The organism is Rhizobium sp. WW_1, from assembly GCF_003610155.1.
Taxonomy (GTDB): Bacteria; Pseudomonadota; Alphaproteobacteria; order Rhizobiales; family Rhizobiaceae; genus Rhizobium; species Rhizobium tropici_A.
Window position 1 is genome coordinate 281,060 of record NZ_RAIN01000005.1, and the last position, 26,950, is coordinate 308,009.

Annotated in this window: 25 protein-coding genes; 11 read left to right on the top strand and 14 right to left on the bottom strand. The window is 59.6% G+C overall.

The window, feature by feature from the left end:
- Nucleotides 1–74 precede the first annotated feature (74 nt).
- Genes BJ928_RS17035 through BJ928_RS17050 form a run of 4 tightly spaced genes read left to right on the top strand, consistent with a single transcriptional unit; the run spans nt 75 to nt 3,188 of the window.
- The gene (locus tag BJ928_RS17035; protein ID WP_047631270.1) at nt 75–794 is read left to right on the top strand and encodes an ABC transporter permease subunit; all 720 of its coding nucleotides are present in this window, start codon (nt 75–77) and stop codon (nt 792–794) included.
- Nucleotides 794–1,534 (top strand): ABC transporter permease, encoded by a 741-nt coding sequence (locus BJ928_RS17040; RefSeq protein ID WP_052227655.1) that lies wholly within the window; start codon nt 794–796, stop codon nt 1,532–1,534. Before BJ928_RS17035 ends, BJ928_RS17040 begins: the two co-directional genes overlap by 1 nt.
- Complete coding sequence (locus BJ928_RS17045; RefSeq protein WP_047631268.1) at nt 1,531–2,298, top strand: ATP-binding cassette domain-containing protein; 768 nt, start codon at nt 1,531–1,533, stop codon at nt 2,296–2,298. The genes BJ928_RS17040 and BJ928_RS17045 overlap by 4 nt, the downstream gene beginning before the upstream one ends.
- A gap of 32 nt (nt 2,299–2,330) precedes the next feature.
- Complete coding sequence (locus BJ928_RS17050; protein ID WP_047631267.1) at nt 2,331–3,188, top strand: transporter substrate-binding domain-containing protein; 858 nt, start codon at nt 2,331–2,333, stop codon at nt 3,186–3,188.
- 670 nt (nt 3,189–3,858) lie between these two features.
- On the opposite strand, the gene BJ928_RS17055 is transcribed toward BJ928_RS17050, so the two are convergent.
- Genes BJ928_RS17055 through bioB form a run of 5 tightly spaced genes read right to left on the bottom strand, consistent with a single transcriptional unit; the run spans nt 3,859 to nt 8,831 of the window.
- Nucleotides 3,859–4,845, bottom strand: coding sequence for a beta-ketoacyl-ACP synthase III (locus BJ928_RS17055; protein ID WP_120296583.1), 987 nt, complete (start codon nt 4,843–4,845; stop codon nt 3,859–3,861).
- On the bottom strand, nt 4,842–6,113 hold the full coding sequence (locus BJ928_RS17060) for an adenosylmethionine--8-amino-7-oxononanoate transaminase (RefSeq protein WP_047631264.1): 1,272 nt from the start codon (nt 6,111–6,113) through the stop codon (nt 4,842–4,844). The genes BJ928_RS17055 and BJ928_RS17060 overlap by 4 nt, the downstream gene beginning before the upstream one ends.
- The gene (gene bioD / locus BJ928_RS17065; protein WP_047631262.1) at nt 6,110–6,748 is read right to left on the bottom strand and encodes a dethiobiotin synthase; all 639 of its coding nucleotides are present in this window, start codon (nt 6,746–6,748) and stop codon (nt 6,110–6,112) included. The genes BJ928_RS17060 and bioD overlap by 4 nt, the downstream gene beginning before the upstream one ends.
- Nucleotides 6,745–7,878 carry an 8-amino-7-oxononanoate synthase gene (locus tag BJ928_RS17070; protein WP_047631567.1) on the bottom strand — a complete coding sequence of 378 codons (1,134 nt, stop codon included), beginning with the start codon at nt 7,876–7,878 and terminating at the stop codon, nt 6,745–6,747. The genes bioD and BJ928_RS17070 overlap by 4 nt, the downstream gene beginning before the upstream one ends.
- Nucleotides 7,879–7,883: 5 nt before the next feature.
- Entirely contained in the window at nt 7,884–8,831 is a 948-nt protein-coding gene (bioB, locus tag BJ928_RS17075) for a biotin synthase BioB (protein ID WP_052227654.1), read from the bottom strand.
- A gap of 1,439 nt (nt 8,832–10,270) precedes the next feature.
- On the opposite strand from bioB, the gene mgtA reads away from it, so the two are divergent.
- Together mgtA and BJ928_RS17085 are read left to right on the top strand one after the other, a co-directional pair.
- On the top strand, nt 10,271–12,970 hold the full coding sequence (mgtA, locus tag BJ928_RS17080) for a magnesium-translocating P-type ATPase (protein ID WP_047631257.1): 2,700 nt from the start codon (nt 10,271–10,273) through the stop codon (nt 12,968–12,970).
- 180 nt (nt 12,971–13,150) lie between these two features.
- Nucleotides 13,151–13,780, top strand: coding sequence for an SLOG family protein (locus BJ928_RS17085; protein WP_052227653.1), 630 nt, complete (start codon nt 13,151–13,153; stop codon nt 13,778–13,780).
- Here BJ928_RS17085 and BJ928_RS17090 read toward each other — a convergent pair.
- The 4 genes from BJ928_RS17090 to BJ928_RS17105 form a co-directional block, all read right to left on the bottom strand.
- On the bottom strand, nt 13,752–14,150 hold the full coding sequence (locus BJ928_RS17090) for a DUF2493 domain-containing protein (protein ID WP_063769456.1): 399 nt from the start codon (nt 14,148–14,150) through the stop codon (nt 13,752–13,754). The two genes, BJ928_RS17085 and BJ928_RS17090, sit on opposite strands and share 29 nt — an antisense overlap.
- 5 nt (nt 14,151–14,155) lie before the next feature.
- Nucleotides 14,156–14,296: a hypothetical protein gene (locus tag BJ928_RS38835; RefSeq protein ID WP_156151440.1), complete on the bottom strand. Its 141-nt coding sequence runs from the start codon at nt 14,294–14,296 to the stop codon at nt 14,156–14,158.
- 372 nt (nt 14,297–14,668) lie between these two features.
- Nucleotides 14,669–15,346, bottom strand: a complete 678-nt coding sequence (locus tag BJ928_RS17100; protein WP_052227652.1) for a phosphoribosylanthranilate isomerase — start codon at nt 15,344–15,346, stop codon at nt 14,669–14,671.
- Nucleotides 15,347–15,366: 20 nt separating this feature from the next.
- Nucleotides 15,367–16,221, bottom strand: coding sequence for a MurR/RpiR family transcriptional regulator (locus tag BJ928_RS17105; protein ID WP_082011844.1), 855 nt, complete (start codon nt 16,219–16,221; stop codon nt 15,367–15,369).
- Between the two features lie 147 nt (nt 16,222–16,368).
- Here BJ928_RS17105 and BJ928_RS17110 point away from each other — a divergent pair, with 147 nt between their 5' ends.
- The 5 genes from BJ928_RS17110 (at nt 16,369) to BJ928_RS17130 (ending at nt 21,609) form a co-directional block, all read left to right on the top strand.
- Nucleotides 16,369–17,622 (top strand): extracellular solute-binding protein, encoded by a 1,254-nt coding sequence (locus tag BJ928_RS17110; protein WP_245432382.1) that lies wholly within the window; start codon nt 16,369–16,371, stop codon nt 17,620–17,622.
- 76 nt (nt 17,623–17,698) lie between these two features.
- Nucleotides 17,699–18,589 (top strand): sugar ABC transporter permease, encoded by an 891-nt coding sequence (locus BJ928_RS17115; RefSeq protein ID WP_047631254.1) that lies wholly within the window; start codon nt 17,699–17,701, stop codon nt 18,587–18,589.
- A complete protein-coding gene (locus BJ928_RS17120; RefSeq protein ID WP_047631252.1) occupies nt 18,586–19,425 on the top strand; it encodes a carbohydrate ABC transporter permease in 840 nt (279 codons plus the stop codon). The genes BJ928_RS17115 and BJ928_RS17120 overlap by 4 nt, the downstream gene beginning before the upstream one ends.
- Nucleotides 19,426–19,457: 32 nt before the next feature.
- A complete protein-coding gene (locus tag BJ928_RS17125) occupies nt 19,458–20,660 on the top strand; it encodes an aminotransferase class I/II-fold pyridoxal phosphate-dependent enzyme (protein WP_047631251.1) in 1,203 nt (400 codons plus the stop codon).
- Nucleotides 20,661–20,670: 10 nt separating this feature from the next.
- Entirely contained in the window at nt 20,671–21,609 is a 939-nt protein-coding gene (locus BJ928_RS17130) for a carbohydrate kinase family protein (protein WP_047631250.1), read from the top strand.
- A 232-nt stretch (nt 21,610–21,841) separates the two neighbouring features.
- Here BJ928_RS17130 and BJ928_RS17135 read toward each other — a convergent pair whose 3' ends face one another.
- The 5 genes from BJ928_RS17135 to BJ928_RS17155 all read right to left on the bottom strand — a co-directional run bounded on the left by BJ928_RS17135 (nt 21,842) and on the right by BJ928_RS17155 (nt 26,716).
- A complete protein-coding gene (locus tag BJ928_RS17135) occupies nt 21,842–22,732 on the bottom strand; it encodes a MurR/RpiR family transcriptional regulator (RefSeq protein ID WP_047631248.1) in 891 nt (296 codons plus the stop codon).
- A gap of 81 nt (nt 22,733–22,813) precedes the next feature.
- A complete protein-coding gene (locus BJ928_RS17140) occupies nt 22,814–23,782 on the bottom strand; it encodes an ABC transporter substrate-binding protein (RefSeq protein WP_047631562.1) in 969 nt (322 codons plus the stop codon).
- An 8-nt stretch (nt 23,783–23,790) separates the two neighbouring features.
- On the bottom strand, nt 23,791–24,843 hold the full coding sequence (locus BJ928_RS17145; RefSeq protein WP_047631247.1) for an iron ABC transporter permease: 1,053 nt from the start codon (nt 24,841–24,843) through the stop codon (nt 23,791–23,793).
- Nucleotides 24,840–25,874, bottom strand: a complete 1,035-nt coding sequence (locus BJ928_RS17150; RefSeq protein WP_047631245.1) for an iron ABC transporter permease — start codon at nt 25,872–25,874, stop codon at nt 24,840–24,842. Before BJ928_RS17150 ends, BJ928_RS17145 begins: the two co-directional genes overlap by 4 nt.
- Nucleotides 25,871–26,716, bottom strand: a complete 846-nt coding sequence (locus BJ928_RS17155) for an ABC transporter ATP-binding protein (protein ID WP_047631244.1) — start codon at nt 26,714–26,716, stop codon at nt 25,871–25,873. The genes BJ928_RS17150 and BJ928_RS17155 overlap by 4 nt, the downstream gene beginning before the upstream one ends.
- Between the last annotated feature and the right edge of the window lie 234 nt (nt 26,717–26,950).

The window sequence follows — 26,950 nt, forward strand, 5'->3', positions numbered from 1 at the left end:
CCGCAACCATCGTTCCCGGCCGAGGCTGAGACCATGACATCCGTTGCCAATACACATTCATTCAGGTCAAGCGCATGAATCAGCCAACTCTGTTCGAGCTTGCCGGCTTCGGCCCGGATGGCTGGGGCCATGCGCTCCTGGCCGGCGCCTGGATGACAATTCTCGTCGCGATCGCAGGCTATGCGGTCGGTGCCTGCATCGGAACGCTCGGCGCTTGGGGCAAGATTGCCGGCAATCGCTTTGCACGGGCGACGGCTGATGCCTATACGACGGTTCTTCGCGGCATTCCCGATCTGCTGGTCATCTATCTCTTCTATTTCGGCGGCAGCGCGGTCGTCACTGCTATCGGCAAGATGTTCGGGGCGGAAGGCTTCCTCGGCTTTCCAGGCTTCCTTGCCGGCTCCCTTGCCGTCGGCGTGACGTCCGGTGCGCAGTTCACTGAAGTGCTGCGCGGCGGGTTCAAGGCTGTGCATCCCGGCGAGATCGAAGCGGCCATTGCCTGTGGAATGCCGCGGTGGCTGCGCCTTCGCCGGATTATCGCGCCGCTGACCTTGCGGCATGCGCTGCCGGGGCTTGGCAACGTCTGGCAGGTCGTCCTGAAAGAGTCGGCGCTGGTCTCGATCACCGGCGTTGCCGAACTCTTGCGCCAGGCGCAGGTCGGTGCGGGCTCGACAGGACTGCCGTTCGATTTCTACCTGATCGCAGGGGTGATCTATCTGATGATCTCGACCCTTTCCAGCCTTATCATCCGGCAGGCCGAGTGGCATCTGTCGCGCGGTGTGAGGAAACGCTGATGGATTGGCAATTCCTTGAAGAGACCTTTGTCAGCCTTGTCGCGGCAATCCCGTTGACCATCGAACTTGCGGTAACGTCAATTTGTCTCGGCGCGATCCTCGCGTTGCTTCTGGCGCTCGCACGTCTGTCGGGTTTCACTATCCTCGACTGGTTCGCCAGGCTTTACGTCTTTATCTTTCGCGGCACGCCGCTGCTCGTGCAGATTTTCCTGATCTACTATGGCCTTGGGCAGTTTCCTACCATCCGCCACAGTATCTTCTGGCCGTTCCTGCGCGATCCCTATTGGTGCGCGGTTCTAGCGCTGACGTTGAACACTGCAGCCTATGCCAGCGAAATCATCCGCGGCGGCCTGCTGTCTGTTCCGCATGGGCAGGTGGAGGCTGCGCGCGCCTGTGGCATGCACCGCCTCATGATGTTCCGGCGCATCGTTTTGCCGCTCGCCATCCGCCAGGCACTGCCGGGCTATGGCAACGAGATGATCTCGATGGTGAAGGCGACATCGCTTGCCTCGATCATCACGCTGATGGAAGTCACGGGCGTTGCAGCGAAGATCATCTCGGAAACCTACCGCGCCATCGAGGTCTTCGTCGTTTCAGGCGCCATTTATCTCGCGATCAACTTCGTGCTGACGCGCCTCATCCAGTTTGCCGAATACCGGCTTAGCCCGCATCAGCGCCCGCCCGTGCCGGTGAGGCGCGATACCGCCGCTGCGGCGGCCCCCGTAGGAGATCCGCAATGACGGCTACACCAATCGCGCTCAGCGTGCGCGACATGCACAAAAGCTTTGGGCCGGTCGAGGTCCTCAAGGGGATCTCGCTCGATGCGTTGGAAGGCGACGTCGTCTCGATTCTCGGCTCGTCAGGTTCCGGAAAATCGACGTTCCTGCGCTGCATCAATTTGCTCGAGATGCCTGATTCCGGCGAAGTGACGGTGGCGGGCGAAACGATCCGCATGCAACGCACCGCGCGCGGGGGGCATCGTCCGGCGGATGGAAGGCAGGTCGATCGCATTCGCGCGCAGCTCGGCATGGTGTTCCAGAGCTTCAATCTTTGGTCTCACAAGACGGTGCTGGAGAACGTGATCGAGGCGCCTGTCTATGTACAAGGTCGTGGGCGTGCCGAATGCATCGAGGAAGCAGAGGCGCTGCTTGCCAAGGTCGGCATTGCCGACAAGCGCAATTTCTATCCGGCTCATCTTTCGGGAGGCCAGCAACAGCGCGCCGCCATCGCGCGTGCGCTCGCCATGCACCCGAAGGTCATGCTGTTCGACGAGCCGACATCGGCGCTCGATCCCGAACTCGTGGGCGAGGTCCTGAGGGTCATGCGCGCGCTCGCCGAGGAAGGGCGCACCATGCTCGTCGTGACGCACGAGATGGGCTTTGCGCGCGATGTCTCGAGCCGCGTCATCTTCCTGCACAAGGGCGTCGTAGAGGAAGACGGCAGGCCGCAGGATGTGTTTGCCGGTTCACGTTCTGAGCGCTTCCGGCAGTTCATCAGTCAATAATTTCAAACTCAATCACAATGGGGAACTCGATTATGAAATACCTGACCGGACTTCTGAGCGCGATCATGATGGTCGCCACGCTCGCAACGGCAAGCATCGCGCGCGCGGAAGACAAAAAGTGGACGCATGTGACGATCGCGACCGAGGGCGCATTTCGCCCCTGGAATTTCACCAAGGCGGACGGCAGTCTGGACGGATATGAGATCGAACTGATCAAGTATCTCTGCGATCACATGAAGGTCGAGTGCACGACCGTCATCCAGCCTTTCGACGGCATGATCCCTGCCTTGAATGCGGGCAAATTCGACGCCATCATCTCCGGCATGTCGGCAACCGCCAAGCGCGAGGAAGTCATCGCCTTCAGCGATTCCTACGGCACAACCGGCCAGACCTTCGCGACGCTGAAAGATTCCCCGCTTGTCGACCTGCCCATGAAGGGTGAGGTATTTTCGCTGGCAACCAACGAGGCGGGTGCCGCCGCTGCGTTGAAGCAACTCGAACCGATGCTCAAGGGCAAGACGATCGGCGTGCAGACGGCATCGATTGCGGCGACCTTCCTCGACAAGTACCTGAAGGGCGTGGCCGATATCCGTGAATACAAGACGACCGAGCAGCATGACCTTGACCTGAAGGCCGGCCGCGTCGATCTGATCATGGCGTCGATGGCCTATCTTTCGACAGCGGCAGCAAAGCCCGGCAACGAAGATATGACCGTGACCGGTCCGCGCTTTCAGGGTGGTCTTCTCGGCCGTGGCAGTTCCGTTGGGCTGCGCAAGGACGACACCCAGCTCAAAGCCATGTTCAACGACGCGATCGCCGCGGCAAAAGCTGACGGCACGATCGCAAGGCTGTCGCAGAAGTGGTTCGGCTTCGACGTGACCCCGAAGTAGGCCCGGGTCGAAACTCAATGCAATTGCGCTGTTGGCAATCCGATTGATACGTCGGTCGGGTTGCGTTCGATTGAGGATGCAAGTCTTGAAAGTCTCCGAGGACCGCGGGCTCGTACATCGCGCATCTTCGCGGCGAATTTATCCGAGCTTAGGGCAGTCCGTTCGAGGATAAGCGAGCTCCTTAACCGAGGTGCTGCGAGGCTTTTCGGCCTATCCCCAGCACGTGGTGCAAAGGAACATTGGCGGCGACTTCCAGGTTGCCATGATGCAACGCAGTGAGGCTTGCACAGTGATTGCGATCCGTCGGCGCTTCCCATTCGGACCGCCAGCCAGCAAATAGAAAGCACGGACTTACCGCGTGCAGGTTTTCAATTTTCTTCAATAGGCCTGGCATGTTGCAGGGGGATAGCATTATCCGATTGCATGCTTGGTTCGCCTCCTCCATGCCAACACTTCAATTGCATGATCCCCCGCAGACGTCGTTTCTTCGGCGCGATCCAGAATGGTCCTGGTGAGACAAGGTGCGGCTTTGCGAAGTACCAAAACATCGAGGGTGACTCATACACCCCTGCGGAGTTCGCCAGTCGCCTCTGGGACTCGAGACGGCGAATGGCCTCGGGCACCGTGGCTGGTGCCAAATTCCTCAGCAATATCGCCCCGCTGAGTTGGTTTATGCGTCAAAGATGACGGCGCCGCCCGCCAAGCCTGCGCCGGCCGCGGTCATCAGAAGGCGTTCTCCCGGTTTGAACGGTTTGAGACGGCTTTCGATCGAAAGAGATAGGGGAATGGTCGCGGCCGAAGAATTGCCGAATTCCGCAATCGTGCTGACAAGCTTCCTTTCCTCCAATTCCAGATTCTGGCGGACGGCATGACAAAGACGGAGGTTGGCCTGATGTGGAATGAAGCGACCAATGGCGGAGAGCGTTGAGCCAGTCTCGGTCACCGCCTGCCGTGCTGTCCGCGTCATCAGGTCAACGGCGCGAGAGAAAACCTCGCGTCCGTCCCGCATCGTCATCAATACTTGGTCTGCCGAAATCTCCGGAGAAAAGGGCTTGTTGCTGCCCCCGCACGGGATGGTGATCAGATCATAGCCGCTTCCATCCGCAGCAAGAACGGCCGCCCTAAGGCCGCTTTGATCATTACCGCATGGCGCAAGTACGACCGCGCCAGCGCCATCCGCAAAGAGAACGGCGCTGGCGCGATCGGTCAGATTGACGCGGCGACTGAGAATGTTGGCGGCGACGACGAGCACCGCTCGCCCATGCGCCCGCACGAAACCGTCCGCCAGCGTCAGCGCGTAAAGGAAGCCGGAGCAAGCTCCGGCGAGATCGATGGCTCCGGAATTTTGCAAGCCAAGCTTGTACGCCAGAAGCGGCGCCGAAGGCGGCAAGAGATGATCCGGCGTGGAGGTGGCCAGCAGGATCATGGCGATTTCGCTCGGCACAATCCCAGCATCATCGAGAGCCATTTTCCCGGCTTCGGCTGCAAGGTCACTCAATGTCTCTCCCTCGGTTGCCCAGTAGCGGGATCGGATGCCGGTCCGCCTTTCGATCCAGCCGTCCTCGAGCCCGAGCCGGCTTTCAATTTCCGCACTGTGGACGATGCGGGATGGGACGGCATGACCAAATCCGGCAAGACAGGAGGAGCGAGGCATCAAGATCCGGTCTCCTTCAGGACAAGCGAGGCGACTTCATCGATCGTGTCATAGGCGGTCGCGATGTCTTTGCTGTTCGTGCAATAGGGCGGCATCAGGTAGATGACGTTTCCGAGCGGACGTAAAAGCAGCCCGCGTTCGCGAAACAGCCTGCGCATGCGCGGCCCCACTTCGGCGAGGTAGCCGCCGGAAGGTACGGCAAGATCGAAGGCGGCGATCGTTCCGCATTGCCTGACGTTTACAAATCTCAGGTCGCCCTCGAAGCGCCGAAGATGTTGGGTGTGTAGCCCTGCAAGCTCTGCTATCCGGGTTTCGACCGGTTCGTCCTGCCAGACCTGCAGATTGGCGACAGCCGCCGCACAAGCGATTGCATTGGCAGTGTAAGAACTCGAATGGAAGAAGGTCTTGCGCCGGTCGCGAGACAGATGAGCCTCAAAAATCTCTTGTGTGCAAAGGGTTGCCGCCAGCGGCAGGGCACCTCCGGTCAGGCCCTTCGAGGTGCAAAGAATATCCGGAATTACATCCGCCTGTACGCAAGCAAAGCGCGTTCCGGTACGACCCCAGCCGGTCATCACCTCATCGGCAATGAATAGGCAGCCATATCGGCCAGCGATTCCCTTCAGAGAGGACAGCACGCTGCTTCCGTAGATTTTCATGCCACCTGCGCCAAGCACCAGCGGCTCGATCAGAATGGCGGCGGCCTTTCCTGAGCGGCAGATAGATTCGAACGCGTCGAGCGTCTCCTGCTCCCGACCCGGTTCGGGGAAGGGAAGGCGGTCGACCCCGAACAGCAGCGGCTCGAAGGGCGCATTGAACACGCCGCGCTCTCCCGCCGACATGGTGCCTATCGTGTCACCATGATAGCCGTGCTCCATCACGACGATGCGGTCACGCGCGATGCCGCGATTGTGGAACGTGCCGAGCGCCATCTTGATTGCCACCTCGACTGCCGTCGATCCGCTGTCCGAGTAGAAGACATGTTTCAGTCCGGGGGGCGCAAAGGCGAGCAGATGTGAAGCGAGGACCTCTGCAGGTTCGTGGGTAAATTCGGCGAAGATGATCTGGTCGTAGGTCTCTGTTGCCTTGCGGATTGCAGCCATGATGCCGGGATGGCGATGGCCGTGGGTGATCACCCACCATGACGAGATGGCGTCGAGGATTCGATTGCCGTCCTCGTCGAACAAATAGGCACCTTCCGTGGCGACGATGCGCTTCATCGGCGGTTCGAGTGCATGCTGCGTGAAGGGATGCCAAACGGGTGAGGGGGTCATGCGTGCGCCTCGATCAGAGACGCTATGTCGAAGTTCTCGCCAAAGTCACGGCGCAAGGTCTCACTGGTCAGCTCTTCCAGCAGGGGCAGCCGGCCCAACACCTTGACTTGCCCGATGGCCGCGATGGTCGCCTGGGTGTCGGCATTTTCCGCGCCGATGAAAGCTACGCCGCAAATGGGAATGTTGCGGCTGCGCAGCGCTTCGATGGACAGCAGTGTGTGATTGATGGTGCCAAGCGATGTTCGGGCGCAGAGAATGACGGGGATGCGCCAGCGGGCGAAGACGTCAGCAAAGACGGCGTCTTTGCCAAGCGGGACCAGCAGGCCGCCGGCTCCCTCGATGACCAGCGGACCGCGACCGGCCGGCGGCTCAAGCCGGACCGGGTCGATTTCCACGCCATCGAGACGCGCCGAAAGATGCGGCGAGACAGGGGTGGAAAGGCGGTAGGCTTCCGGGAGGATATATTCAGCAGGGAGCCCGCTCAATCGGGCGACCGTGTCGCTGTCCGTGTCGCCCTCCAGTCCGGATTGCACGGGCTTCCAGTATCGGGCATTGAGCGCACCGGTAAGCGCTGCGGCAAATACGGTTTTGCCGATACCGGTATCCGTACCGGTCACTACGAAGCGGGCGGTCATTTCCTGTGTTCCTCCATGACGGTGGCAAGGCAATCCAACATGTGCGCAATCTGCTCCATGTCGACGTTAAGTGTGATCGACAGGCGCAGGCGCGCGGTACCCTCCGATACGGTCGGCGGGCGGATCGCCCGGATGTCGAACCCTTGTGTCTGAAGAGTTTCGGCAATTCGTACCGTGCGCGCATTGTCGCCGATGATGACCGGCTGGATCTGCGATCCACTGGGCTTTATGCCGAAGCGGCCTTTCACTGCGTCACCGACAAAGGCGACCCGATGTTTCAGAGCCTCGCGGCGCTCGGGTTCGTCCTCCACCATTTGCAAGGCCTCGCGCACGGCCGCCGCCATAAGAGGCGAGGGTGCGGTGGAATAGATGAAGGCGCGGGCGCGGTTGACGAGATAATCCGCGAGCATGCGGGGGGCCGCAAGCAAGGCTCCCGCTACGCCCAGAGCCTTGCCGCAGGTATGGAGGACAAGGACGTTTTCACGGCCCTCCAACCCCGCCGCCAATCCTCTGCCGCCAGCACCGAAAACACCCGTGGCATGGGCTTCGTCAATCACCAGAAATCCGTCGTGGCGGTCAGCAATATCGGCGAGGGCGGCAAGCGGGGCTCTGTCGCCATCCATGGAATAGAGGCTCTCGACCGCAAGCCAAGGGCGGCCTCTGCCGCCGTTCTTGCGCCAGTTTCGGATCGCCTCATCGAATGCGTTCGCGTCGTTGTGGACGATGTTGATGGCCGCCGCCTTGCTGGCTGCAATACCCTCGTGGGCGCTGGCGTGAATGAGCGCATCATGAACGATCAAGTCCTCACGCCGCGGCAAGGTCGAGAAAAGCGCGGAATTGGCGGCATAGCCGCTACCGAAATAAAGCACGCGTTCCGCACCGAAAAAATCGGCGGCTTCCAGCTCAAGCGCTTCATGTTCCGGATGGTTGCCACGCAAGAGGCGCGAGCCGCCTGCGCCGGCTGGAACGCCGCGCTCCATCGCTGCCATGATCGCCGCCTTGAGACGTGGTGCGCCCGCAAGTGCGATAAAATCGTTGGACGTAAAGTCCACACCACGCAGTGGCGTCAGGCTGCGCAACCGCGCTTTGCGCCGCAAGTGCTCAAGCGCGGTGGCATGATCCGAAACCATCGCCGTCACACCGCCGGCTCCAATGGCATGGGAGAGAGGCCGAGGCGGCGGAAGAGCGCCGTGTCGTGATCGTCGTCCGGGTTGTCTGCCGTCAGCAGCGTGTCGCCGACAAAGATGGAGTTGGCACCGGCGAAGAAACAGAGCGCCTGCATTTCGTCGCTCATCTCGGTGCGCCCAGCCGAAAGCCGCAGATGCGAAGTCGGCATCAGGATGCGTGCCAGCGCGATCAGGCGGATGAAGTCGATCGGATCGACGGGCGCTGCATCCTCAAGCTTCGAACCGGGAATGGGAATGAGCTGGTTGATCGGCACGCTTTCCGGCGGCACTGGCAGGGTTGCCAGGGTCAAGAGCATCGAGATCCGGTCATCGACTGTCTCACCCATGCCGAGGATTCCGCCGGCACATACCTTGATGCCGGCCATGCGCACGGTTGCGAGCGTATCGAGCCGGTCTTCGAAGCTTCGGGTGGTGATGACCTCCGAATAGAAACGCTCGGACGTGTCGATATTGTGGTTGTAATAGTCGAGACCAGCCTCCGCAAGCTTACCTGCTTGGGCTTCGGTCAACATGCCGAGCGTCATGCAGCTTTCCATGCCGAGCGCCCTCACCCCCTCTACCATGGCGACCAGCGTGTCCATATCGCGGTCTTTTGGACTGCGCCACGCAGCGCCCATGCAGTAACGCGTCGCGCCCGCATCCTTGGCCTTGCGCGCTTCAGTGAGAACGCGTTCGACTTCCATCAGCTTCGATGCCTTCAAGCCGGTCGGATAGTGGGCGGACTGGCTGCAATAACCGCAATCTTCGGCGCACCCACCCGTTTTGATCGACAGAAGCCGGCTCATCTGCACCATATTTGGATCGAAATGTAAGCGATGGATCGTCTGAGCTCGGAAGAGCAGATCATTGAATGGTAAATTATAGATAATTTTTGCTTGTTGTATGGAAATTGGCATACCGGCGGATCCGGCTTGGATAGGAAATGGTGAAGTTGCACCCGATTCTTTCATGATAACGCGGCTCCGTTGTCAAATTATAGATAAAAATAGATATTATCGATAGTTTGGCAAGAGGGAATTGTGAGGACGCAATTTTATTGAGGTTTTTGAAGAGAAGGTCGTAGCGGGTTGATGCCCAGAGGGGTCATCTGTACGGCGTTGAAATGAGGAAACTATCCTTGCCGGAAGAGGTTGCCGACGATGTGGCCGTCCGCCAGCTTGCTGTCCTCCAAGGAAGCACGGATTGTTCAGAGCGCCGTAGGCGTCGTGTTTGCATTCGGCTCTGCTTTGCTGTTGCAAGCCGCGCGTGCTGATATGCATTGGCGTCATTTCAAGAGAGCCGTGTGACGGTGTAATGGCGCTAAGGAGTTGAGAATCGGATCTGTTAAAGGCGGCCAATTTCAAGATTAGCGGCTCTAGGGCTCAATTTTCGTCAGCAAGGGCACAAGTTGCCTTCGCATAAAGCTGACGGGAACGATGCCTTTTCCCTCGGTGTGCAATACGAAGGCGGCCAGGCAGTTTCTCAGCAAAGCCTCGAATGGAGCAAGGACTGGAAATAGCGATCCATCGTCAATACCGATTGCATCGCGACAACATGTGATGATCGAAGCACGGGACTATTGACAACACAGGTCAGCACCTATAACGCGTACCTGTCTAGGTTGGACTAGGCCATTTTCTCAAAATCGTAATATGCGATTCATCGAACGTCATCGTCTCCTTGATCAAGCCTGTGGGTTTGTCGGGAGGGGTGCGAATGAGAAGTATTGGTCTCGGTCTGCCGGTTTGCTTGATCCCTGAAATGCAGTGATCGAATAGCTCCCTTCAGGCCGCGACCGAACGGGAGATTAACCGTGACCTATGAATTTCAGAAGTTCCCTCGTTCGAACATCGTCAAGTTTCCGCTGAGTTCCGCTACAAGCCGGGCCAACGACTTGTCTCCGTCGAAGCTGCGAGCTACGGTCGTAGCTTCACCAGTTCCGCGACAGCACCTTTACGCACATTGGCACGTCAACTCTGGCACTGGTCGCCTCGAGATGCGATGGCAGCTGACGGACGATGAGATAGGATTGCGATGGGTGACCACCGCCTTTGATAGGCTGATGGTGATGCTGACGTCGCGGCGTCTTCGGATCATCGAAGCTGGTTGAACGGCCGGTCACCCACGTTACCACCTTTTCTGCATGATTATCTATAGCGGGATCTCAAGAGGATCTCGTGGACATGAGCATATTCTTGCGCGTCGCAACCGTTGATTTTCACCGACTGCGGCGAGCTCTCTCAATGAAAGTTGCAATATCGAACCCGACCGCGTCATGCGGGTTGGGCACGTCGTCGCGCGTCTTCGATCGAGCGTGATGCATCGTGCCCGCCTTGTAGCGGCAGGAGGCACAATCATGAAAATAATCGACAAGAAGACCGAGTTGAAAGACAGCAGGCGGCTGTCGATGAGAGCGATTATCGAGGCGCAAAACAGCCTCGATGCGACGCTCGCGAACGTGGCAAGTCGCGTGGACGGCATCACGCACAAGGAAGCCGGAGAGCGCCTGGTGCGTGATGGCGCCAATGAAGTGGCGCATGACAAACCGCCGCATGCCATCATTCAGTTGCTTCTGGCCTTCAAGAATCCCTTCATCGGCGTATTGCTGATGCTCGCGGCCATTTCCTTCTTTACGGACTACTGGCTGCCGCTTCAGTCGGGCGACGATCCCGACATCACAGGCGTTGCCATTATCGTTACGATGGTAACGATCAGCGCGCTGCTGCGTTTCTGGCAGGAATACAGGTCCGCGAAGGCGGCGGAAGCCTTGAAGGCCATGGTGCGCACCACCGCCACGGTCTTGCGACGCCATCGCTACGATATCAAGCCGGAACGCATTGAAATCCCGATGCGCAATCTGGTGGCTGGGGATGTCGTCCAGCTCTCGGCCGGGGACATGATCCCGGCCGATGTGCGGCTGATCGAATCCCGCGATCTCTTCGTCAGCCAGGCTGTGCTGACGGGGGAGGCGCTCCCGGTCGAGAAATACGATACGCTCGGCGCTGTCGCGGAGAAGTCGGCGATCGCGGTGGTTTCCGAGCGCGTCGATCTTCTGGATCTTCCCAATATCTGCTTCATGGGCACAAATGTGGTGAGCGGCACCGCCACGGCACTTGTCGTTGCCACCGGCCCCCGCACCTATTTCGGGTCTCTTGCCAAGTCGATCGTCGGTACGAGGGCGCAGACCTCGTTCGACCGCGGCGTGAACAGCGTCAGCCTGCTGCTGATCCGTTTCATGCTGGTCATGGTTCCCGTCGTCTTCCTCATCAACGGCTTCACCAAGGGCAACTGGATGGATGCTTTCCTGTTTGCCGTTGCGGTGGCCGTGGGGCTGACGCCGGAAATGCTGCCTATGATCGTCTCGTCGAACTTGGCGAAGGGCGCTGTTTCGATGGCCAAGCGCAAGGTCGTGGTGAAGCGGCTCAACGCTGTTCAGAATTTCGGCGCGATGGACATCCTGTGCACCGACAAGACCGGCACGCTCACGCAGGATCGCATCATCCTCGAACATCATGTCGATGTAAACGGACGCGCCGATGAGGATGTTCTGTCGCTGGCTTGGCTGAACAGCCATCATCAAAGCGGCATGCGCAACCTGATGGACCAGGCCGTTGTCCGTTTCGCAACGGAAAAATCCGACATCACTAAGATGGTGGATTACACGAAGGTCGACGAGTTGCCGTTCGACTTCGTGCGTCGGCGCCTGTCCATCATCGTCGAGGGGCGTGACCGGAAACATCTTCTCGTCTGCAAGGGCGCGGTCGAAGAGATGCTTGCGATCTCGACGCATTATCGCGACGGCTCGGACATCAAGCTCCTGGATGACGAGCGTCGCCGGCAGCTGGTGGATCTGTCCCGCGCCTATAATGAAGATGGCTTCCGCGTGCTGATCGTGGCGACAAAGGAGATCGGGCCGGAAGAGGAGGCAAAGCGCTACAATGGCAGCATCGAGAAGAGCCTGACCATCCGTGGCTTCCTGACCTTCCTTGATCCGCCGAAGGAGACGGCGGTTTCCGCCATCCGCGCCCTCAAGGAACATGGCGTTACCGTCAAGGTTCTGACCGGCGACAATGCCGTCGTGACAGCCAAGATATGCCGGGAGGTCGGGCTTGAGCCAGGCGTGCCGGTCCTCGGTCGCGATCTTGAGAAGATGAGCGAGGAGGAACTGGCGACGCTGGTGGAATCACGCACGGTGTTTGCCAAGCTGACGCCGCTGCAGAAGTCACGCGTGCTGAAGGCGCTTCAGCGGAATGGCCATACTGTCGGCTTTCTCGGCGATGGCATCAACGATGCGCCGGCATTGAGGGATGCGGATGTCGGCATCTCCGTCGACAGCGGTGCCGATATCGCCAAGGAATCCGCTGATATTATTCTGCTGGAAAAGAGCCTCATGGTGCTCGAAGAGGGCGTGATCCAGGGTCGCGAAACCTTCGGCAATATCATGAAGTACCTCAACATGACGGCAAGCTCCAACTTCGGGAATGTATTCTCGGTTCTGGTTGCAAGCGCCTTCATTCCGTTCCTGCCGATGCTTGCCACCCAGCTGCTGGTGCAGAACCTGATGTATGATATCTCCCAGCTCTCCTTGCCATGGGATCGGATGGATGAGGAATTCCTGCGCAAGCCACGCAAATGGGATGCCAGGAACATCAGCCGTTTCATGATCTGGATCGGGCCGACCTCGTCCATCTTCGACATGACGACATTTGCGCTGATGTGGTATGTCTTTGGCGCGAACTCTGCCGAACATCAAACGCTTTTCCAGTCTGGATGGTTCATCGAAGGTCTTCTGTCGCAGACCTTGGTCGTTCACATGCTGAGGACGCAGAAGATCCCCTTCGTCCAGAGTACCGCCGCACTGCCGGTTATGTTGATGATCACCTTGATCATGGCGATCGGCATCTATGTCCCGTTCTCTCCCTTTGGAACGATCATCGGGTTGCAGCCGCTTCCCTGGTCCTATTTTCCGTGGCTCGCCGGCACTTTGCTGAGCTACTGCATCGTCGCCCAGACGGCAAAGATGCTCTACATGCGGGCGTTCAAGCAGTGGTACTGAGCGCGAACATGCGCCGGCGGCTATTGCCGCCGGTGGCTGTCGAGCGGGTATTCTCGCTCGATATGAAGGCGGAAATTCGGGCTGCTCTTGCACCGCTTGAACAGTCTGTTCGACGTCGCGAATGCCGCGGGGTCACTTTTGCGAGCAAAACTGGAAACCAATCCGAGCTGGAGATTTGACATGCGCCTGTTGATACATGGCGGTCGCGACATCGTGCGCTTTGGCCCAATCCAAACCGCACTTGATCGCATTCATATGCGCCGCGGTATTTCTCTCATCATTCATGGCGAAGCGCCGACGATCAGGGCTGCGGTCGACAGCTGGGCACGGGCGCACGGGGTCGGCGTGCTTCGCTATCCCGCAAACTGGTCGATACAGGGACCCGATAGCGAGGCGAGATGGATATCGCTGATGCTGCGCGATTCCAGGCCTGACATTATTCTGCAATTGCGTTGCGAAGGGTCCGAAGCAGCTCTTCACCGTGCAGCAGATCAGTTCGCCATTCCTGTTATCGTCGTACACCTAAATCGCCAGGGGCGCCTGGCGGGGCATCGGGCCATTGCCGGGCTCGGCAGGAGAATAGACAAGGTAGACGCGGAGGCGCAGGAGGATCGAATGTGCCAGCGATTTTTGCTGCTTGATTTGAGAGCGGCGCTCCTGGGCAAGCGTTCAAAGAGGCCTGATGTTGTGCCGCCGGTTGTTCCCGCCCGGATAGATGATCCGTGCGGGAATCTTTGGATCTATCCTCACACAAGGGCATGGATAGATCTGGAGACCTTCGTCAGTGCTGCCACAAATGCTCGCCGCTGACCTGCGAAAGCGCATGCTCGCAGGGTTGCGTGACAACCGTCATCGGAATATGCAGCTCTCGGACGGTCCGTTCGAAATATGCGGTCTGGCGTCCCCCTGGGAACATCAGGATGATATCGGGACGGCTGTCTTCCAGCATGAATGCGTTTCGTTTGGCCTCGGCATGCTTGCCGAAGAGGGACCAATTGGCCGGATATCTGACCACGTGTATGTTGTTCTCGCGAGCCCAGCTTTCGGCTTCGACCCCGATTGTCGGGAGACCGCCATGGATGAGAACGGATACCGGCGATGCGCTCAGTATATCGTCGAGTTCCCTGCGAATGACTGCCGTTTCGGCGAAGTGTCTGCCGCCACTGATGAGAAGACGCATGGGGATTACTCCGATTCCGGTTCATGACGGCCATGTGCAACGCGCAGCGTTGCGCACAAGGTCGGATGCCTTGCATCGTCAGGAGTGTGGGCGCCTGGAATTGTAGAATCGCCTGCCATGGCGGCGAGTTTGAAGATGGTGGTCATGATGCTGACCTCCTCCTGGTTCGACGGTTGTTCGAAGCGGGGAGGCCAGTGCTGCGGATCAACGCCGGTGGCGAAGGGTCTCGCGGTCACATGGTCTGCCCGGGCGTTGGGTCAGCGCAGCGGCAAGGACGTTCGACAAGCGTCGACTGTCGCCTTCCGTGGGCTGGCTGCTAGATCGCGGGTTCATGTGGTCCTCTATGACGTTATCGATCCGGCGGAGGCCGGACATTCCGGGATTCGATAACCCCGGATTGCTATCCCCTATACTCCTCTCGATCGATCCTACAACCGATACCTTGGTATAGCGCGCAACTTTAACGGCCTGGTTGCCAATCGTCACATTGGATAGGTGGCGGGTGGTTTGAACGTCGATCAACCAGCCTTTGCGGCTCTCACGAAAGCGGCGATCTTGTCGATGTCCTTGCGGAAACCGCCTTCGGGCAATGGCTTGTTGGTATGTGTCAGGGAATCGACGGCCCATGGCTGGACGGCTGCGATGGCGGCCTGAACATTATCCGGTCCCAAGCCGCCGGCGAGGATGACAGGAAGCCGGCTGCGTTTGACGATTTCACGGCTCAGCGACCAGTCGTGGGTGACGCCGGCAGCGCCTATGCCGTCGATGTGGGCTGCGACGGAATCGAGAATGAAGGTGTCGCAATAGGGTTCGAAAGCAGCGGCATGATCGAGCGCCTCCGGACCGGTCATGGGAATGGCCTGCAGAATCTTGAGGTCGGGGTAGCGGGCAAGCAACGTCTCGCGCAACTGCCGCACACGCTGCGGTGTTACCAGTTTGATGTCGCCGCACAGATGCAACACGTCCGGACGCACGGCGGTCACCATGTCGGCGATCAGGTCGAGGTCGCTTTCGACGGAGAGTGCCACGCGCTCTGCCTTGCCCTTCAATGCGTCGACGATCCCACGCGCGGTCTCAAAGCTGATTTCGCCCGGCAGTCCTCGATTGGACGGTGTCACGCCAAGACAATCCACGCCCGCGGCGGCAGCGGCCAAGGCTTCGGAAGCGGTCTGCATCGTATAGATCTGAACTTTCACGGAACTACCTGTTTTGATGACTAGATTGACTTTGGAAGTATGGCGTTGACCATGCGCTCTTCGGTAAGGTGGGCCTGCTCGGTATTGCGGGCGACGAGAGCGGAATAGAGAGCATCGATCAGCGCCATCTGGGCAATCTGCGCCGCCATCGGTTCGCTGCCCTGCTCATGAGAGACGCTGACGAGAACGACATCGGCCAGTCGCGCGAGCGGCGAGGCACTGTTGCCGGTGATGCAGAGGGTCGCGGCACCCCTGGCCCTGGCTTCCTGCAGAACGAGAACCGGGTCGCTGGTAATGCCGGAATAAGAGATGACCACGACCAGGTCTTCCGGGCCGACGAGTGCCGAATGCATGATCTGTAGTTGCGAGTCGACCGGAGCGTCGCAGCGCAATCCAAGACGGATGCAGCGCTGGTAGAAAGCCTGAGCGACAATGCCGGAGCCGCCGACGCCGCCGACCAGAATGTGTCGTGCTCCGGCGATCAGGTCGAGTGCCTTTGCAAACGTCGCCTCGTTCAATACGCCCTGCGTGTCGCTGATGGCCTGAGCGACCGCGCGAAACAGGCGAACTGCGGCGTGGAGATCGGTGGCATCCGGCTCCTTGCCGGTCGCATCGCGCATATCGCGCGGTTCCTGCGCCAGCGCTAGCTTAAGGTCTGTAAAACCTTCGAAACCGGCCGTGCGACACATGCGCAACACGGTCGTATCGCTGACATCGGTTGCCTGGGCGATGGCCGACATCGAATGGCGGATGGTGGCGTTGATATTCTCCAGGACCCAAAGCGCAACGCGCCGCTCAGACTCCGACAATTTCGGCAGGACGCTTCGCAGCCGGCTGCTGGCTGGGTTCACTGGACCATGCAGGTCAAGGGTCATGACGGTTCTTTCGCTGGCAGACGCTGTCGGGTTGAGAGTTAGCATGGTGATGTTGTGGTGTCACTATAGACAATATAATTTTGTTGTGGCATCACTGCATAGCGTAGCGGAGGGGCTGCGCAAACTTCTCAAGGAGGATGAGAGGATATGGTGAAGCTAAGACGTCTTCTCATGGGCGCGGCCTTCGCGCTTGCTGCATTTCCGGCGATGGCCGGCGAGCTGACATTCTGGCATGCCTATGCTGGCCAGCAGGACAAGGTCGATTTCATCAATTTCGCGCTGGGTGAATTCGCCAAGAAGCATCCGGACATCAAGCTTGATGTCGTGGCCGCCGAGCAGTCCGCTTATAAGACCAAGCTCAACACGGCGATGGCGTCCGGCAATCCTCCCGACGTGTTCTACACCTTGCCTGGCGGCTTCTTGAACGCCTTCGTCAAGGGCGGACAGATGTATGCGCTTGATCAGGATCTCGCCAAGGACGGCTGGCGCCAGAGCTTCCTCGAAAGCGCCATTGCCCAGACGAGCAAGGATGGTCATACCTACGCCGTGCCTGTCGACGTCGACTCCGTCGTCTTCTGGTACAACAAGGCGCTGTTTGCCGAAAAGGGCTGGACGGTTCCCAAGACCTATGACGAGCTGATGGCTTTGGCCGAAAAGATCAAGGCCGACGGCGAAGTGCCCTTTGCGCTTGGCAACAAGGATTCCTGGCCGGCCACGTTCTGGTTTCAGTATCTGGAAATGCGCCTGAAGGGCTCGGGCGTGGTCGCATCCTTCGTCAATGGCGATGCCAAGGCGACATTCGGTCCCGAAGGCGAAAAGGCTTTCGAAAGGGTCGCAGAGATCGCCAAGAAGCAATATTTTCCGACCGGTTTCAACGGCATGAGCGACCAGGAAGCCAACATGCTGTTCCTGAACGGCCAGGCCGCAATGATGCTGAACGGCACGTGGCAGATCGGCGCCTCCGCCGATGCACCCGAAGGTTTCGAGCTTGCCTCCTTCGCTTTCCCCTCGGTTCAGGGTGGGGCGGGCGATCAATCTGATGTTCTTGCCGGCGTCGCCGCGTCCTTCGGAATATCGCAGAAAGCAGAAGACAAGGCGGATGCGGTGACGCTTTTGAAGTTCCTCACCTCCAAAGAGGTGATGACCAAATATGTCGAGCTGCGCAAGACGATGGTGACCGTCAAGGACGCCACTACGGAAGCCGCGGCCGGTCCGGTGCTCTACGCTATCAGCAACGGCCTGGTCAGCGCGGCCGGCCATCTCGACTCGTTCTACGACACGGCTATGCCGCCGGCTGCGACCAATACCTACTATACATCCTTGCAGGGTGTGCTCGATGGCTCTGTCGCGCCCGCCGATGCCGCCAAGCGCCTCGAAGACGCGCTGAAGACCAGCAAATAACACTCGCTGTCGTCAATCCAGAAGGCCGCCGATCTGTGCGGCGGCCTCAAGGCAAGCTAAGAAAACCGGCAAGATCATGAGCACTGATGGCTTAGCAAAGACACACAATCGCGCAGCGCTTCTATTCCTTTCGCCCGCTCTGTTGCTCATTTGCGCTTTCGTCGCTTATCCGGTCGCCTATGCCGGCTGGCTCTCGCTCTTCCAATGGGACGGTGCCTCGGCTCCGATCTTCGTGGGCGCCGGAAATATCCTGCGCCTCGCAGCCGACACCGTCTTCTGGGCGTCGCTCGGGCGCAATCTTCTCGTTGCCCTGTCGGCCATTATCTTCCAGGTGTTCCTGGCGCTGGCGATCGCCTATTGCCTGGTGCGCATCCTTCCCGCCTTCGGCCGCATCTTTCTGTTTTTCTATCTCGTGCCCGTCATGGTGAGCGAGATCTGCATCGGCCTCCTTTGGCGGTTCATGTATAATCCCTATTTCGGGCTGGTGAACGCCGCTCTGAAGCTTGCCGGCCTGGACAGCCTGAAACGCGGATGGCTTGGTGAATCCGATACGGCTTTCACCGCTGTCGTCGTCGTCATGAGCTTTACCTATCTTGGCCTCTACGTGCTGTTGTTCACCTCTGCGGTGCGCAGTGTGCCGGAAACCGTCTACGAGGCGGCCGAGATCGATGGCGCAGGTGATTTTCGCAAGTTTTTCTCCATCACCATTCCCATGGTCTGGGATGCCGTCCGCGCCAATTCGCTGCTGGCGATCATCGGTTCGCTCAAGACCTTTTCCCTGGTGTTTGTGCTCACCAATGGCGGCCCGAGCCATGCCAGCGAGGTGGTCTCCACCTACCTCTACAAGATGGGCTTCAGCAGCTTCCAGATGGGCTATGCGGCGACGATCGGCTTTGTGCAGATGGTGCTGACAGCGCTTGCTGCCTGGATCGTCTTCCGGTTCTTGAAGCGCAAGGGGGACGCATGAGCACTGCTGCCCGGCGCTGGACCCTAACGCATACCATCGTGCTGGTCATCCTGACACTACATGTGTTGCTGGTGATCTTTCCCTTCATCTGGATGATCTACAGCACGTTCAAGACCAACAGGGAGTTTATGCGCTCGGTCTGGTCGTTCCCGACCAGCTTGAATTTCGATGCTTATATCGGTGCCTGGAGTGGCGGCGCGCTTGGCGGCTACGCGGTCAATTCGCTGATCATCATGGTCGGCGCGACATTGATCACGGTATTCGCCTCGACGCTTGCCGGTTACGCGCTGGCGATCTACCGGCCGCGCTGGATGCCGGTGCTGGAGCTGTCGTTGACCGCAGCGATGGCGATCCCCGCTTATGTGGCGCTGGTGCCGCTCGTTGTCATGCTGCGCAGCGTCGGCCTGCTGGACACGCATCTAGGCGTCATCCTGCCAACCGCCGCTTTCAATATACCCGTCTCGATCTTCATCATGCAGGCGTTCTTCAATACGCTGCCCCGCGAGCTTTTCGATGCAAGCCGTGTGGATGGTGCATCCGAATGGCGCATTTTCTACAAGATTGCGCTGCCGATTGCCCGACCGGCCATGTTCACGGCCGGCATCGTCAACATGATCTGGGTCTGGAACGATTTTCTGTTCCCGATGGTTTTCATCAACAATCCCTCGCGCAAGACACTGCCCGTCGGCCTCACCGATTTTGTCGGCGAGCACATCACCAACTATCCGGTCATGCTTGCAGCGATCCTGATTGCCGCAGTCGCACCGCTCGTTCTCTTCATCTTCTTTGAACGCCAGATCACGGCCGCGCTCGTGGGAGGCGCCGTGAAAGAATGACCCACAGGTCCGATTTTCCCAGGAGAAATGTCATGTCTTCCAAAAATCTCGATTTCGCCAGTCAAGCCGTCTTTTACGAGCCGGAAGAACATTCGCAGTCGATCAGCTATCCAATCTACATGTCTGCGAATTTCCAGTATGGCGGCGATATCTACGACCAGATCGTGGCTGGCGCGCGCAAGGAAGTGAACATCTATTCCCGTTGCGGCAATCCGACCGAATACAAGCTCGAGGAGCATATCGCAAAGCTAACCGGCGGCACAGCCTGCCTTGCGACGGCATCCGGCATGGCGGCGATCTCGCATGCGCTGTTCGGCATCCTTCAGGCCGGCGATCATATTGTCGCGGATCTAACGACCTACTCCAGCACGCACGAATTCTTCGACCATCGCGCCCAGGATTTTGGCCTGAAGGTGACGCTGGTGGACTGCTCGGACGTGCGCGCGGTCGAAAACGCGCTGACCGACGAGACCAAGGTGCTCTATGTCGAGGCGATCGCCAACCCGACGATGAAGGTGCCGCCGTTGCGCAAGCTGGTTGAACTTGCCCATAGCCGCGGCATCGTGGTCATCTGCGACAATACCTTCGCCTCGCCGGCGGTTTGCCGCCCTCATGATTTCGGCGTCGATGTCGTGGTTGAAAGTGCCACCAAATTTATCGGCGGCCACAATGACGCCGTTGGCGGCGTCATTACCCTTAGATCCGATATTCTGCCGGTGGACTGGCTGGAGGATGTCCGATGGAACACGCTGAACAAGCTCGGAGCGCCGCTTTCGCCCTTTAATGCCTGGCTACTTCTGCGCGGCGCACAGACATTGGCGCTGCGGCTGGAAAAGCAGTGTGCCAATGCGCTGGCTCTTGCCAAGCATCTGGAAGCGCATCCGCGCGTCAAGCGCGTCTTCTATCCGGGCCTGCCGTCGCATCCGAATTACGCATCGGCAAGCGAACAACTGCGCGGCGGCGGCGCGATGCTGTCCTTCCAGGTCGATAATGAGGACGCCGGCGTTCGTTTGCTCAAGCGGCTGAAGCTCTGCTCCTTTGCGGCCAGCCTCGGCGGATTGCGCACGACAACGCAGGTTCCCGCCACCATGGCCTTCCTCGATATTCCAAGCCAGGAGCGTGAAGCGATGGGCGTGGTCGACGGATTGGTGCGATTCTCCGTCGGCATCGAGCATATCGATGATATCATTGCTGATGTCGACCAGGCTATCGAACAGATGCTTATCGATCTCTGAGGCGGATGGAATGGCAGTGATTGCCCTTTTGGGCGATATCAATATCGATCTCGTGCTCGATATCCCCGTCTATCCAGGCGAGGGCGGGGAGGCGATCGCGACCGGTCAAATGGTGGCGATCGGCGGTTCGGCGACGAACACGGCGATCGCATTGGCGCGGGCTGGGCACGAATGCCGATTGATCGGTCGTGTCGGTCAGGATGCATGGGGAAGGCAGGCGCTTTCCGAACTGAAGAATGCCGGCGTTTCGACCCGTTGGATCGGTGAGGACCCGGCCGAGCCGACGCAATTGAACATTGTCGCTGTCAGCACGATGGGCGAGCGTACCATGTTCGCTTATCGCGGCGCCAACGCGCAATTGTCGGCCGACATGATCGACCAGACAGCGCTCGCCGATGCGGCGCTTTTGCATCTGTCCGGTTATGCATTCTTGCAGCCGAAGCAGGCAGGTGCGGCGCTGCGCGCAATCGACATTGCCGAGCGCCGAGGGATTCCGATCACCCTCGATATTCCAGGCGGGGTTGTCGCTGCTTTAGCAGAAAAACTCCGGCCGCTGCTGCCGAAGCTCGACACGATCTTGCTGGCCGATAGCGATCTGCCGCAGCTTCTCGACCGGCCGGGAAATGCGACCCTGGATAGCTTGGTTGCCGATTTGCTGGAGCGGGGCGTCAAGCGGGTGGCGATCAAGGGACACGGGACGGATTCCCTGCTGCGCCAGGCGAATGCCAGCGACCGCGCCCCCTGGTTTTCCGTCGAGGTGGTCGATACGGTTGGCGCTGGCGACGCCTTTGCCGCCGGACACATTCACGGGCGTATCTCCGGGCTTTCCGGCGCCTATTGCTGCCGCCTCGCCAACGCCTTCGGCGCCGTTGCCGTGACCCGTAAGGGCGCGGGGCAGGCCATGCCCAGTCTGGATGAGGTCTTCAGCCTGATGACCGCCACCCGATAGTCTCTGGAGACGACGATCGGAAGATGGCGAAAACCGAAATGCTTTCGATCATGCGGTATCGAACGGCCGCGCCAATCCTTTGTTGTATCCGTTGTCTCACGCTTTCAGCCAGTTCCGCATTCCGCTCGGCAACTGGCTGGATTAACGTCGAATAGAAATGCGGGTCAGATTGTGTCGGAGTTCGACAAGCGGGCGGTTGATAGCATTCTTTGGTAACCGATATCGTCCCGGATCACCGTTTGCTCGGGCGGATAGCGCTTCGCAAGGCCAGGAGCCTGTCCAGTGATTGCAGCGTGGTTTCCCGTGCCGCTGTTGCCAGCGCGAGCATAAGAGATTCGAGGCAGACGAGCGTTGGACCGTGGAGTGCCACATGCTCGGCCTTTGCGCGCGGGATTATGATTGAGGCGCAGGCATGCTTGCGAAGGACCGTGTCCTCCTGCCCAAGCAACATGACGATCGGGATGCCGAGGCGTTGAGCCTCGCCGATCGTCGTCATCGCCTCGCGGTGGGCTCGGCCATGCGCCATCATGATCAATGCATCGCCTTCCTCCATCGCCAGCAACAATTCGGCAAGAGCGATGCCCGTCGCATTGAGAGCGTAGGAGGGATAGCCGTTGCGGGAAAACAGCCGCGCTGCGTAGGTTGCCAGTATGCCGGAGGCGCCGATGCCGAAAACTCCGATGCGTTTTGCCTGCAGAATGGCGGTGATCGCATCGGCCATCCCTTGGCGATTGGATGGCGACGATAGGGCTTCCATGGCATTGCGATGATCGTTTATGACGAAGTCTATGGCGGAATCGATATCGCTGTTCAGCTCCGTCGCGGTCGTTGCCATCTTCTCGGAGGGCGAATCCGTCTCGCCTATGTGAGCTTCCAGCGTATCCTTGAGATCGATCAATCCTTCGAAGCCAAGTGCCTGGATCGCACGTATCACCGTCGCATCGGAGGTTCCAGTCTCGTTGGCGATTTCGAGCGCGGATTTACCGAGGATCGCGTGGCGATGCTGATCGATATAATCGGCAACGCTGAGAAGGCTGGGAGAGAGGGACGTGCGGCGATTTTTCAGCCGCTCGCCGAAGCGATCGATACGGCGGGCCTTCTTCTGGATTCTGGGGTTGTCCATGACCGGAGAAATACTTTCATTATACACTCATGTTAAGAGGGTACATTGTCCTATTCCGGCGGATTTTGAAAGCCTCGACGTCTAGCGTTGCGATGGCTTGGTGCCGCGCCTTCCCGATACATGCGACTGGACCGTCGAAACCATCAGGTTGAGTGCCGCATAGGAGTTGGAGATGGCCTCCTCGCGCGGTAGCAGGATGTAGCGTCCTTCGCGGCAAGCGGCCAGGAACTGGCAATAGTCCGGAAAGACCTTGTTCATGGCTTCGATCTCCTCGGCCGGCGTCCCGCCCGTATCCGAGCGGTAAGTGTCGAAGATGAAGTCTGCGTCGAGCTCCTGCAGCCTTTCGGCGCTGACTTCGATACGCTCGCCCTCGGGGATGGCATCGATGATCGCCGGAAAATGGAAGCCGGCATCCCGCAGCACGCGACCGAGCGCGCGATAGGTATGATAGATGCTGATCTTGCCATTCTGCGCCTGCATGACGGAGACGCTGATCTTCGATGGATCCACGACCTGTTTCAACGCCTCGATCTGCGCCCTGTAGCGCCGGTCGAGAATGGCGAGCCGATCCTTTGTACCCGTGAGGTCGGCAAGGCGCTCGTAGATATGCGGCGCGCTCCCGACCGTATTGTCGATGACGATGGTCGGGGCGATCTTCTCCAACTGCTCGACAGAGGTTGTGCGCCCGGGTTCTGTGATGATGAGGTCGGGTTTTGCTGCTGCCACCGCCTCGATATCGACCGTAACGGAGCCAACATAGCTCATGCCGGAATTGTCGAAATCGAAACCGGTCAGGATCAAGCCCGAACGAAGATAGGGCTTGCCGTCCAGGCCCATGCGGCCGTGGCTTGCGACCGGCGGCGCGCCAAGCTCGATCAGCGGGATGGTGATGTCGAGATCATGCATCGATACGATGCGCTGCGGGTGAACCGGCACCTCGACCTTGCGGCCGAGATCGTCGGTGAATATGCGCTTTTCGACCTCCTGCGCCAGGAGTGGCGTCGCGAGCAAGCCGAAGGTAAGCAGAGCGGCGGCAAGATATCGAAACATGATGATCCTCATAAAAGGTCGCGGCGCTTCCAGAGCAGAAATAGCAGGACGGGAACGCCGATGATGGCAAGCACGATGCCAGCCGGGAGTTGAAGCGGCGCGAAGGCCAGACGGCCGATGGTATCGGCTGCTAACACCAAGGCTGCGCCGCAGAGAGCGCTTCCGGTGAGCAGTGCCGTTTGACCGGCTCCGCGCATGGCGAGCCTGGTCATATGTGGTGCGATGAGGCCGACGAAGCCGAGGCTGCCCACGCAGGAAACGCACACAGCCGTCAGCAGCACGGGGGCTACTAGGCGCAGGATCGCAAGTTTATGCAGCGAGATGCCGAGGCCGGCCGCGAGAGAATCTCCCAGAACGGCAACATTACTTGCTCGAGCGGTTGCAAAGAGGATAGCTGCGCCTGAAATGGCGCTGACGAGGGCGATCGGCACGATGTCCCAGGAGGCGGCATTCAGGCTGCCGGCAAGCCAGACCATGGCCGTCTGCACGTCGCGGATGTCTGACGTCGTCAGGATGATCGAGAGCATGGCCGACAACAGCCAGGAGAAACCGATGCCGATCAGCACGAAGCGTGTCCGCGTGAGATCGCGGGCTATGCCTGCGACAAGCAGCGCGCTGACAAGACCACCCGCCATGCCGACGAATGGTCTGACATAGAGGCTGACCGCCGGTGCATAGAGGATCAGCACAATCACGGAAAGACTGGCGCCCTCCTTGACGCCGAGAAGGCCAGGATCGGCGAGGCCGTTGCGTGTCAGGGATTGCATAGCGGCGCCCGAAAGTCCGAGCATCATGCCCGCCAGCACGGCCATGATGACACGTGGCAGGCGGAACTCGATGATGATTCGATGGCCCTCGCCGGTCGCGTTCACGGGATCGAGGAGCACGGTGAGCAGTTCCGGCAAGCTTGCATCATGGCTGCCCAGCGGCATTGCCGCCAAAGCTGCGGCGATGACAAAAAGCCCGAACACAGCGAGGATCAGGCAACGGCGTGTGTGGATGCGATGAGAGAATGGGCCGAACTCAAGGCGGCGATAGCCATTTTGTCGGGCAACACTCATCGAAAATACCTCGAAGCGGCGATGATGAATATGGGCGCACCGATGAGGGCCGTCATGATGCCGGTCGCGAGCTCATGCGGGCTTGACAGCATGCGTGCGGCGATATCGGCCGACAGCAGCAACGCCGAGCCGGTCAGGGCGGATAGGGGCAGGGCAACGCGCAAATCGCCGCCGGAGAGCCAGCGCGCGGCATGTGGAACGATCAGACCGATAAATCCGATCGGGCCTGCGACGGAGACGGAGGCGCCGCACAGCAAGGCCGTTGCAGCAAGCCCGATGAACCGGGTGCTCCCGACGGAGACCCCAAGGCCGGTCGCAGCAGCATCGCCGAGCGCCAGGGCGTTGAGCCGCGGAGCAATCAGGAAGGCAAGCAGCATCCCGGCGACAATAGGCGCAGATGCCGCCCCGATCATGTCGTAGCCGATGCCGGCGAGATCGCCGGCGAGCCAGAGCCGCATCTCCTGCAGCGTCTCCTCATCGAGGATGAGGAGGGCCGAGGTCAGCGACGAGGCGAGTGCCGAAAGTGCAATGCCGCAAAATGTGACCTTCAGCATGGTCATGCCCGAGCGACCGGCGGACGCGAGCGCCAGGACCAGCGCAAAGAGCAGCCCCGCCCCGAGGGCTGCGACCAACGGACGGGCAAGGCCGCCGGCTAGAAATGGCAAGCTGCTTGTCGTGACGGCTGCAAGGCTCGCGCCGGCATTCAGCCCGAGGATATGCGGCTCGCCGAGCGGATTGCGCAGGAGAGATTGCAGCAGAAGGCCCGCGACACCGAGTGCCGCTCCGACGAGGAGCGCGGCCGCCAGCCTGGCGAGCCGAAGCTTCCAGAGGATCTGATGTTCGAAATTACTGGCATCGTAGGCAAAGATCGCCTGGAGCAGCGTCGCCGGCCGTACTGGTCTTGCACCGATCCCGGCGTGGATCGAGGCGAGAACGACAATGACTACGATCAAGGCCGCAAAGGCGATGAGGCTGCGCGCGCGGCGCGCACGCAACGGCACGGTATTGCCCGTCACTTGCAGCACGCTCATCGCTCGGGCCTTCTACCCTTTGTCGAGGGCAGGAAAAAGGGCGTATCGCTTTCGGGATTTTCCAGCCGCAGCACCTCGACATTGAAGACGTCGCGGACGAGCTCTATCGTGCATTGGCTCGGATGCTCGGCGACGCCGGCAACGGCTCCGCTTTTCAGGAACACCAGCCGGTCAGCATATTGAAGGGCGAAATTGAGATCGTGCAGCACTGCGATGATCGTGCGTCCGTGATGACGAGCCAGACGGCGCAACAGTTCCAGCACTTCGACCTGATAGTGCAGGTCGAGAAAGGTTGTCGGCTCGTCGAGCAGGATGATGGGCGTTTCCTGCGCCAGCGCCATGGCGATCCAGCAGCGTTGCCGCTGGCCGCCCGAAAGATCGGCGACAGGGCGGTTTGCGAATTCAAGGGTATCGGTGACGGTCAAGGCATGTTCCACGGCGGCCTCGTCGGCGTCGGTCCATTGCCGGATAAGGCCTTGATGCGGGTAGCGCCCACGCGAGACCAGGTCGTAGACTGTCAGCCCCTCCGGCAGAAGTGGGCTTTGCGGCAGCAGGCCAAGCCGGCGGGCAACCTCCCGGGTCGGCATGGCATGCAGTGCCTTGCCGTCCAGCATGACACTGCCGCCCATCGGCTTCAGAAGGCGCGCCATGACGGATAGCAAGGTCGATTTGCCGGAGCCATTCGGCCCGACCAGCACGGTCATGGTGGCATCCGGAACAGACAATGTAATGTCATCGATGATCAGCTGCCGACCATAGCCTGCGGCAAGCTTCTCTGCACGCAAACCGACGGGCTCGATACCGTCTTGTGATCGTGAATTCTGTTCCTGTTCGATGCGCATGCAATCTTTCGCGTATGGTCTCCAAGGGAGCGAAACTATTCCTGACTGTAGTAGTCAATTTTTCCGTGCTGTAAATTGCCGCGTTTTTTCATTTCGGCGGTCGTCGGCTACTTTTGTGCGCCGGCGCGCTGCAAAGGCCAGACTCTGGGAAGATCTCCATATCCAGCTGATTTCATCGTATTTTTAGGGTTTCCTGCTGGGTCGCACTTGGCGACTCAGCCCGGAAGGCTTGGA

Excerpts from the sequence above, each read along its gene's own strand:
- BJ928_RS17035 (WP_047631270.1), top strand. The coding sequence starts at position 75 with ATGAATCAGCCAACTCTGTTCGAGCTTGCCGGCTTCGGCCCGGATGGC.
- BJ928_RS17040 (WP_052227655.1), top strand. The coding sequence starts at position 794 with ATGGATTGGCAATTCCTTGAAGAGACCTTTGTCAGCCTTGTCGCGGCA.
- BJ928_RS17045 (WP_047631268.1), top strand. The coding sequence starts at position 1,531 with ATGACGGCTACACCAATCGCGCTCAGCGTGCGCGACATGCACAAAAGC.
- BJ928_RS17050 (WP_047631267.1), top strand. The coding sequence starts at position 2,331 with ATGAAATACCTGACCGGACTTCTGAGCGCGATCATGATGGTCGCCACG.
- BJ928_RS17060 (WP_047631264.1), bottom strand. The coding sequence starts at position 6,113 with ATGACCCCCTCACCCGTTTGGCATCCCTTCACGCAGCATGCACTCGAA.
- bioD (WP_047631262.1), bottom strand. The coding sequence starts at position 6,748 with ATGACCGCCCGCTTCGTAGTGACCGGTACGGATACCGGTATCGGCAAA.
- BJ928_RS17070 (WP_047631567.1), bottom strand. The coding sequence starts at position 7,878 with ATGGTTTCGGATCATGCCACCGCGCTTGAGCACTTGCGGCGCAAAGCG.
- bioB (WP_052227654.1), bottom strand. The coding sequence starts at position 8,831 with ATGCCAATTTCCATACAACAAGCAAAAATTATCTATAATTTACCATTC.
- mgtA (WP_047631257.1), top strand. The coding sequence starts at position 10,271 with ATGAAAATAATCGACAAGAAGACCGAGTTGAAAGACAGCAGGCGGCTG.
- BJ928_RS17085 (WP_052227653.1), top strand. The coding sequence starts at position 13,151 with ATGCGCCTGTTGATACATGGCGGTCGCGACATCGTGCGCTTTGGCCCA.
- BJ928_RS17090 (WP_063769456.1), bottom strand. The coding sequence starts at position 14,150 with ATGCGTCTTCTCATCAGTGGCGGCAGACACTTCGCCGAAACGGCAGTC.
- BJ928_RS38835 (WP_156151440.1), bottom strand. The coding sequence starts at position 14,296 with ATGACCACCATCTTCAAACTCGCCGCCATGGCAGGCGATTCTACAATT.
- BJ928_RS17105 (WP_082011844.1), bottom strand. The coding sequence starts at position 16,221 with ATGACCCTTGACCTGCATGGTCCAGTGAACCCAGCCAGCAGCCGGCTG.
- BJ928_RS17110 (WP_245432382.1), top strand. The coding sequence starts at position 16,369 with ATGGTGAAGCTAAGACGTCTTCTCATGGGCGCGGCCTTCGCGCTTGCT.
- BJ928_RS17115 (WP_047631254.1), top strand. The coding sequence starts at position 17,699 with ATGAGCACTGATGGCTTAGCAAAGACACACAATCGCGCAGCGCTTCTA.
- BJ928_RS17120 (WP_047631252.1), top strand. The coding sequence starts at position 18,586 with ATGAGCACTGCTGCCCGGCGCTGGACCCTAACGCATACCATCGTGCTG.
- BJ928_RS17125 (WP_047631251.1), top strand. The coding sequence starts at position 19,458 with ATGTCTTCCAAAAATCTCGATTTCGCCAGTCAAGCCGTCTTTTACGAG.
- BJ928_RS17130 (WP_047631250.1), top strand. The coding sequence starts at position 20,671 with ATGGCAGTGATTGCCCTTTTGGGCGATATCAATATCGATCTCGTGCTC.
- BJ928_RS17135 (WP_047631248.1), bottom strand. The coding sequence starts at position 22,732 with ATGGACAACCCCAGAATCCAGAAGAAGGCCCGCCGTATCGATCGCTTC.
- BJ928_RS17140 (WP_047631562.1), bottom strand. The coding sequence starts at position 23,782 with ATGTTTCGATATCTTGCCGCCGCTCTGCTTACCTTCGGCTTGCTCGCG.
- BJ928_RS17145 (WP_047631247.1), bottom strand. The coding sequence starts at position 24,843 with ATGAGTGTTGCCCGACAAAATGGCTATCGCCGCCTTGAGTTCGGCCCA.
- BJ928_RS17150 (WP_047631245.1), bottom strand. The coding sequence starts at position 25,874 with ATGAGCGTGCTGCAAGTGACGGGCAATACCGTGCCGTTGCGTGCGCGC.
- BJ928_RS17155 (WP_047631244.1), bottom strand. The coding sequence starts at position 26,716 with ATGCGCATCGAACAGGAACAGAATTCACGATCACAAGACGGTATCGAG.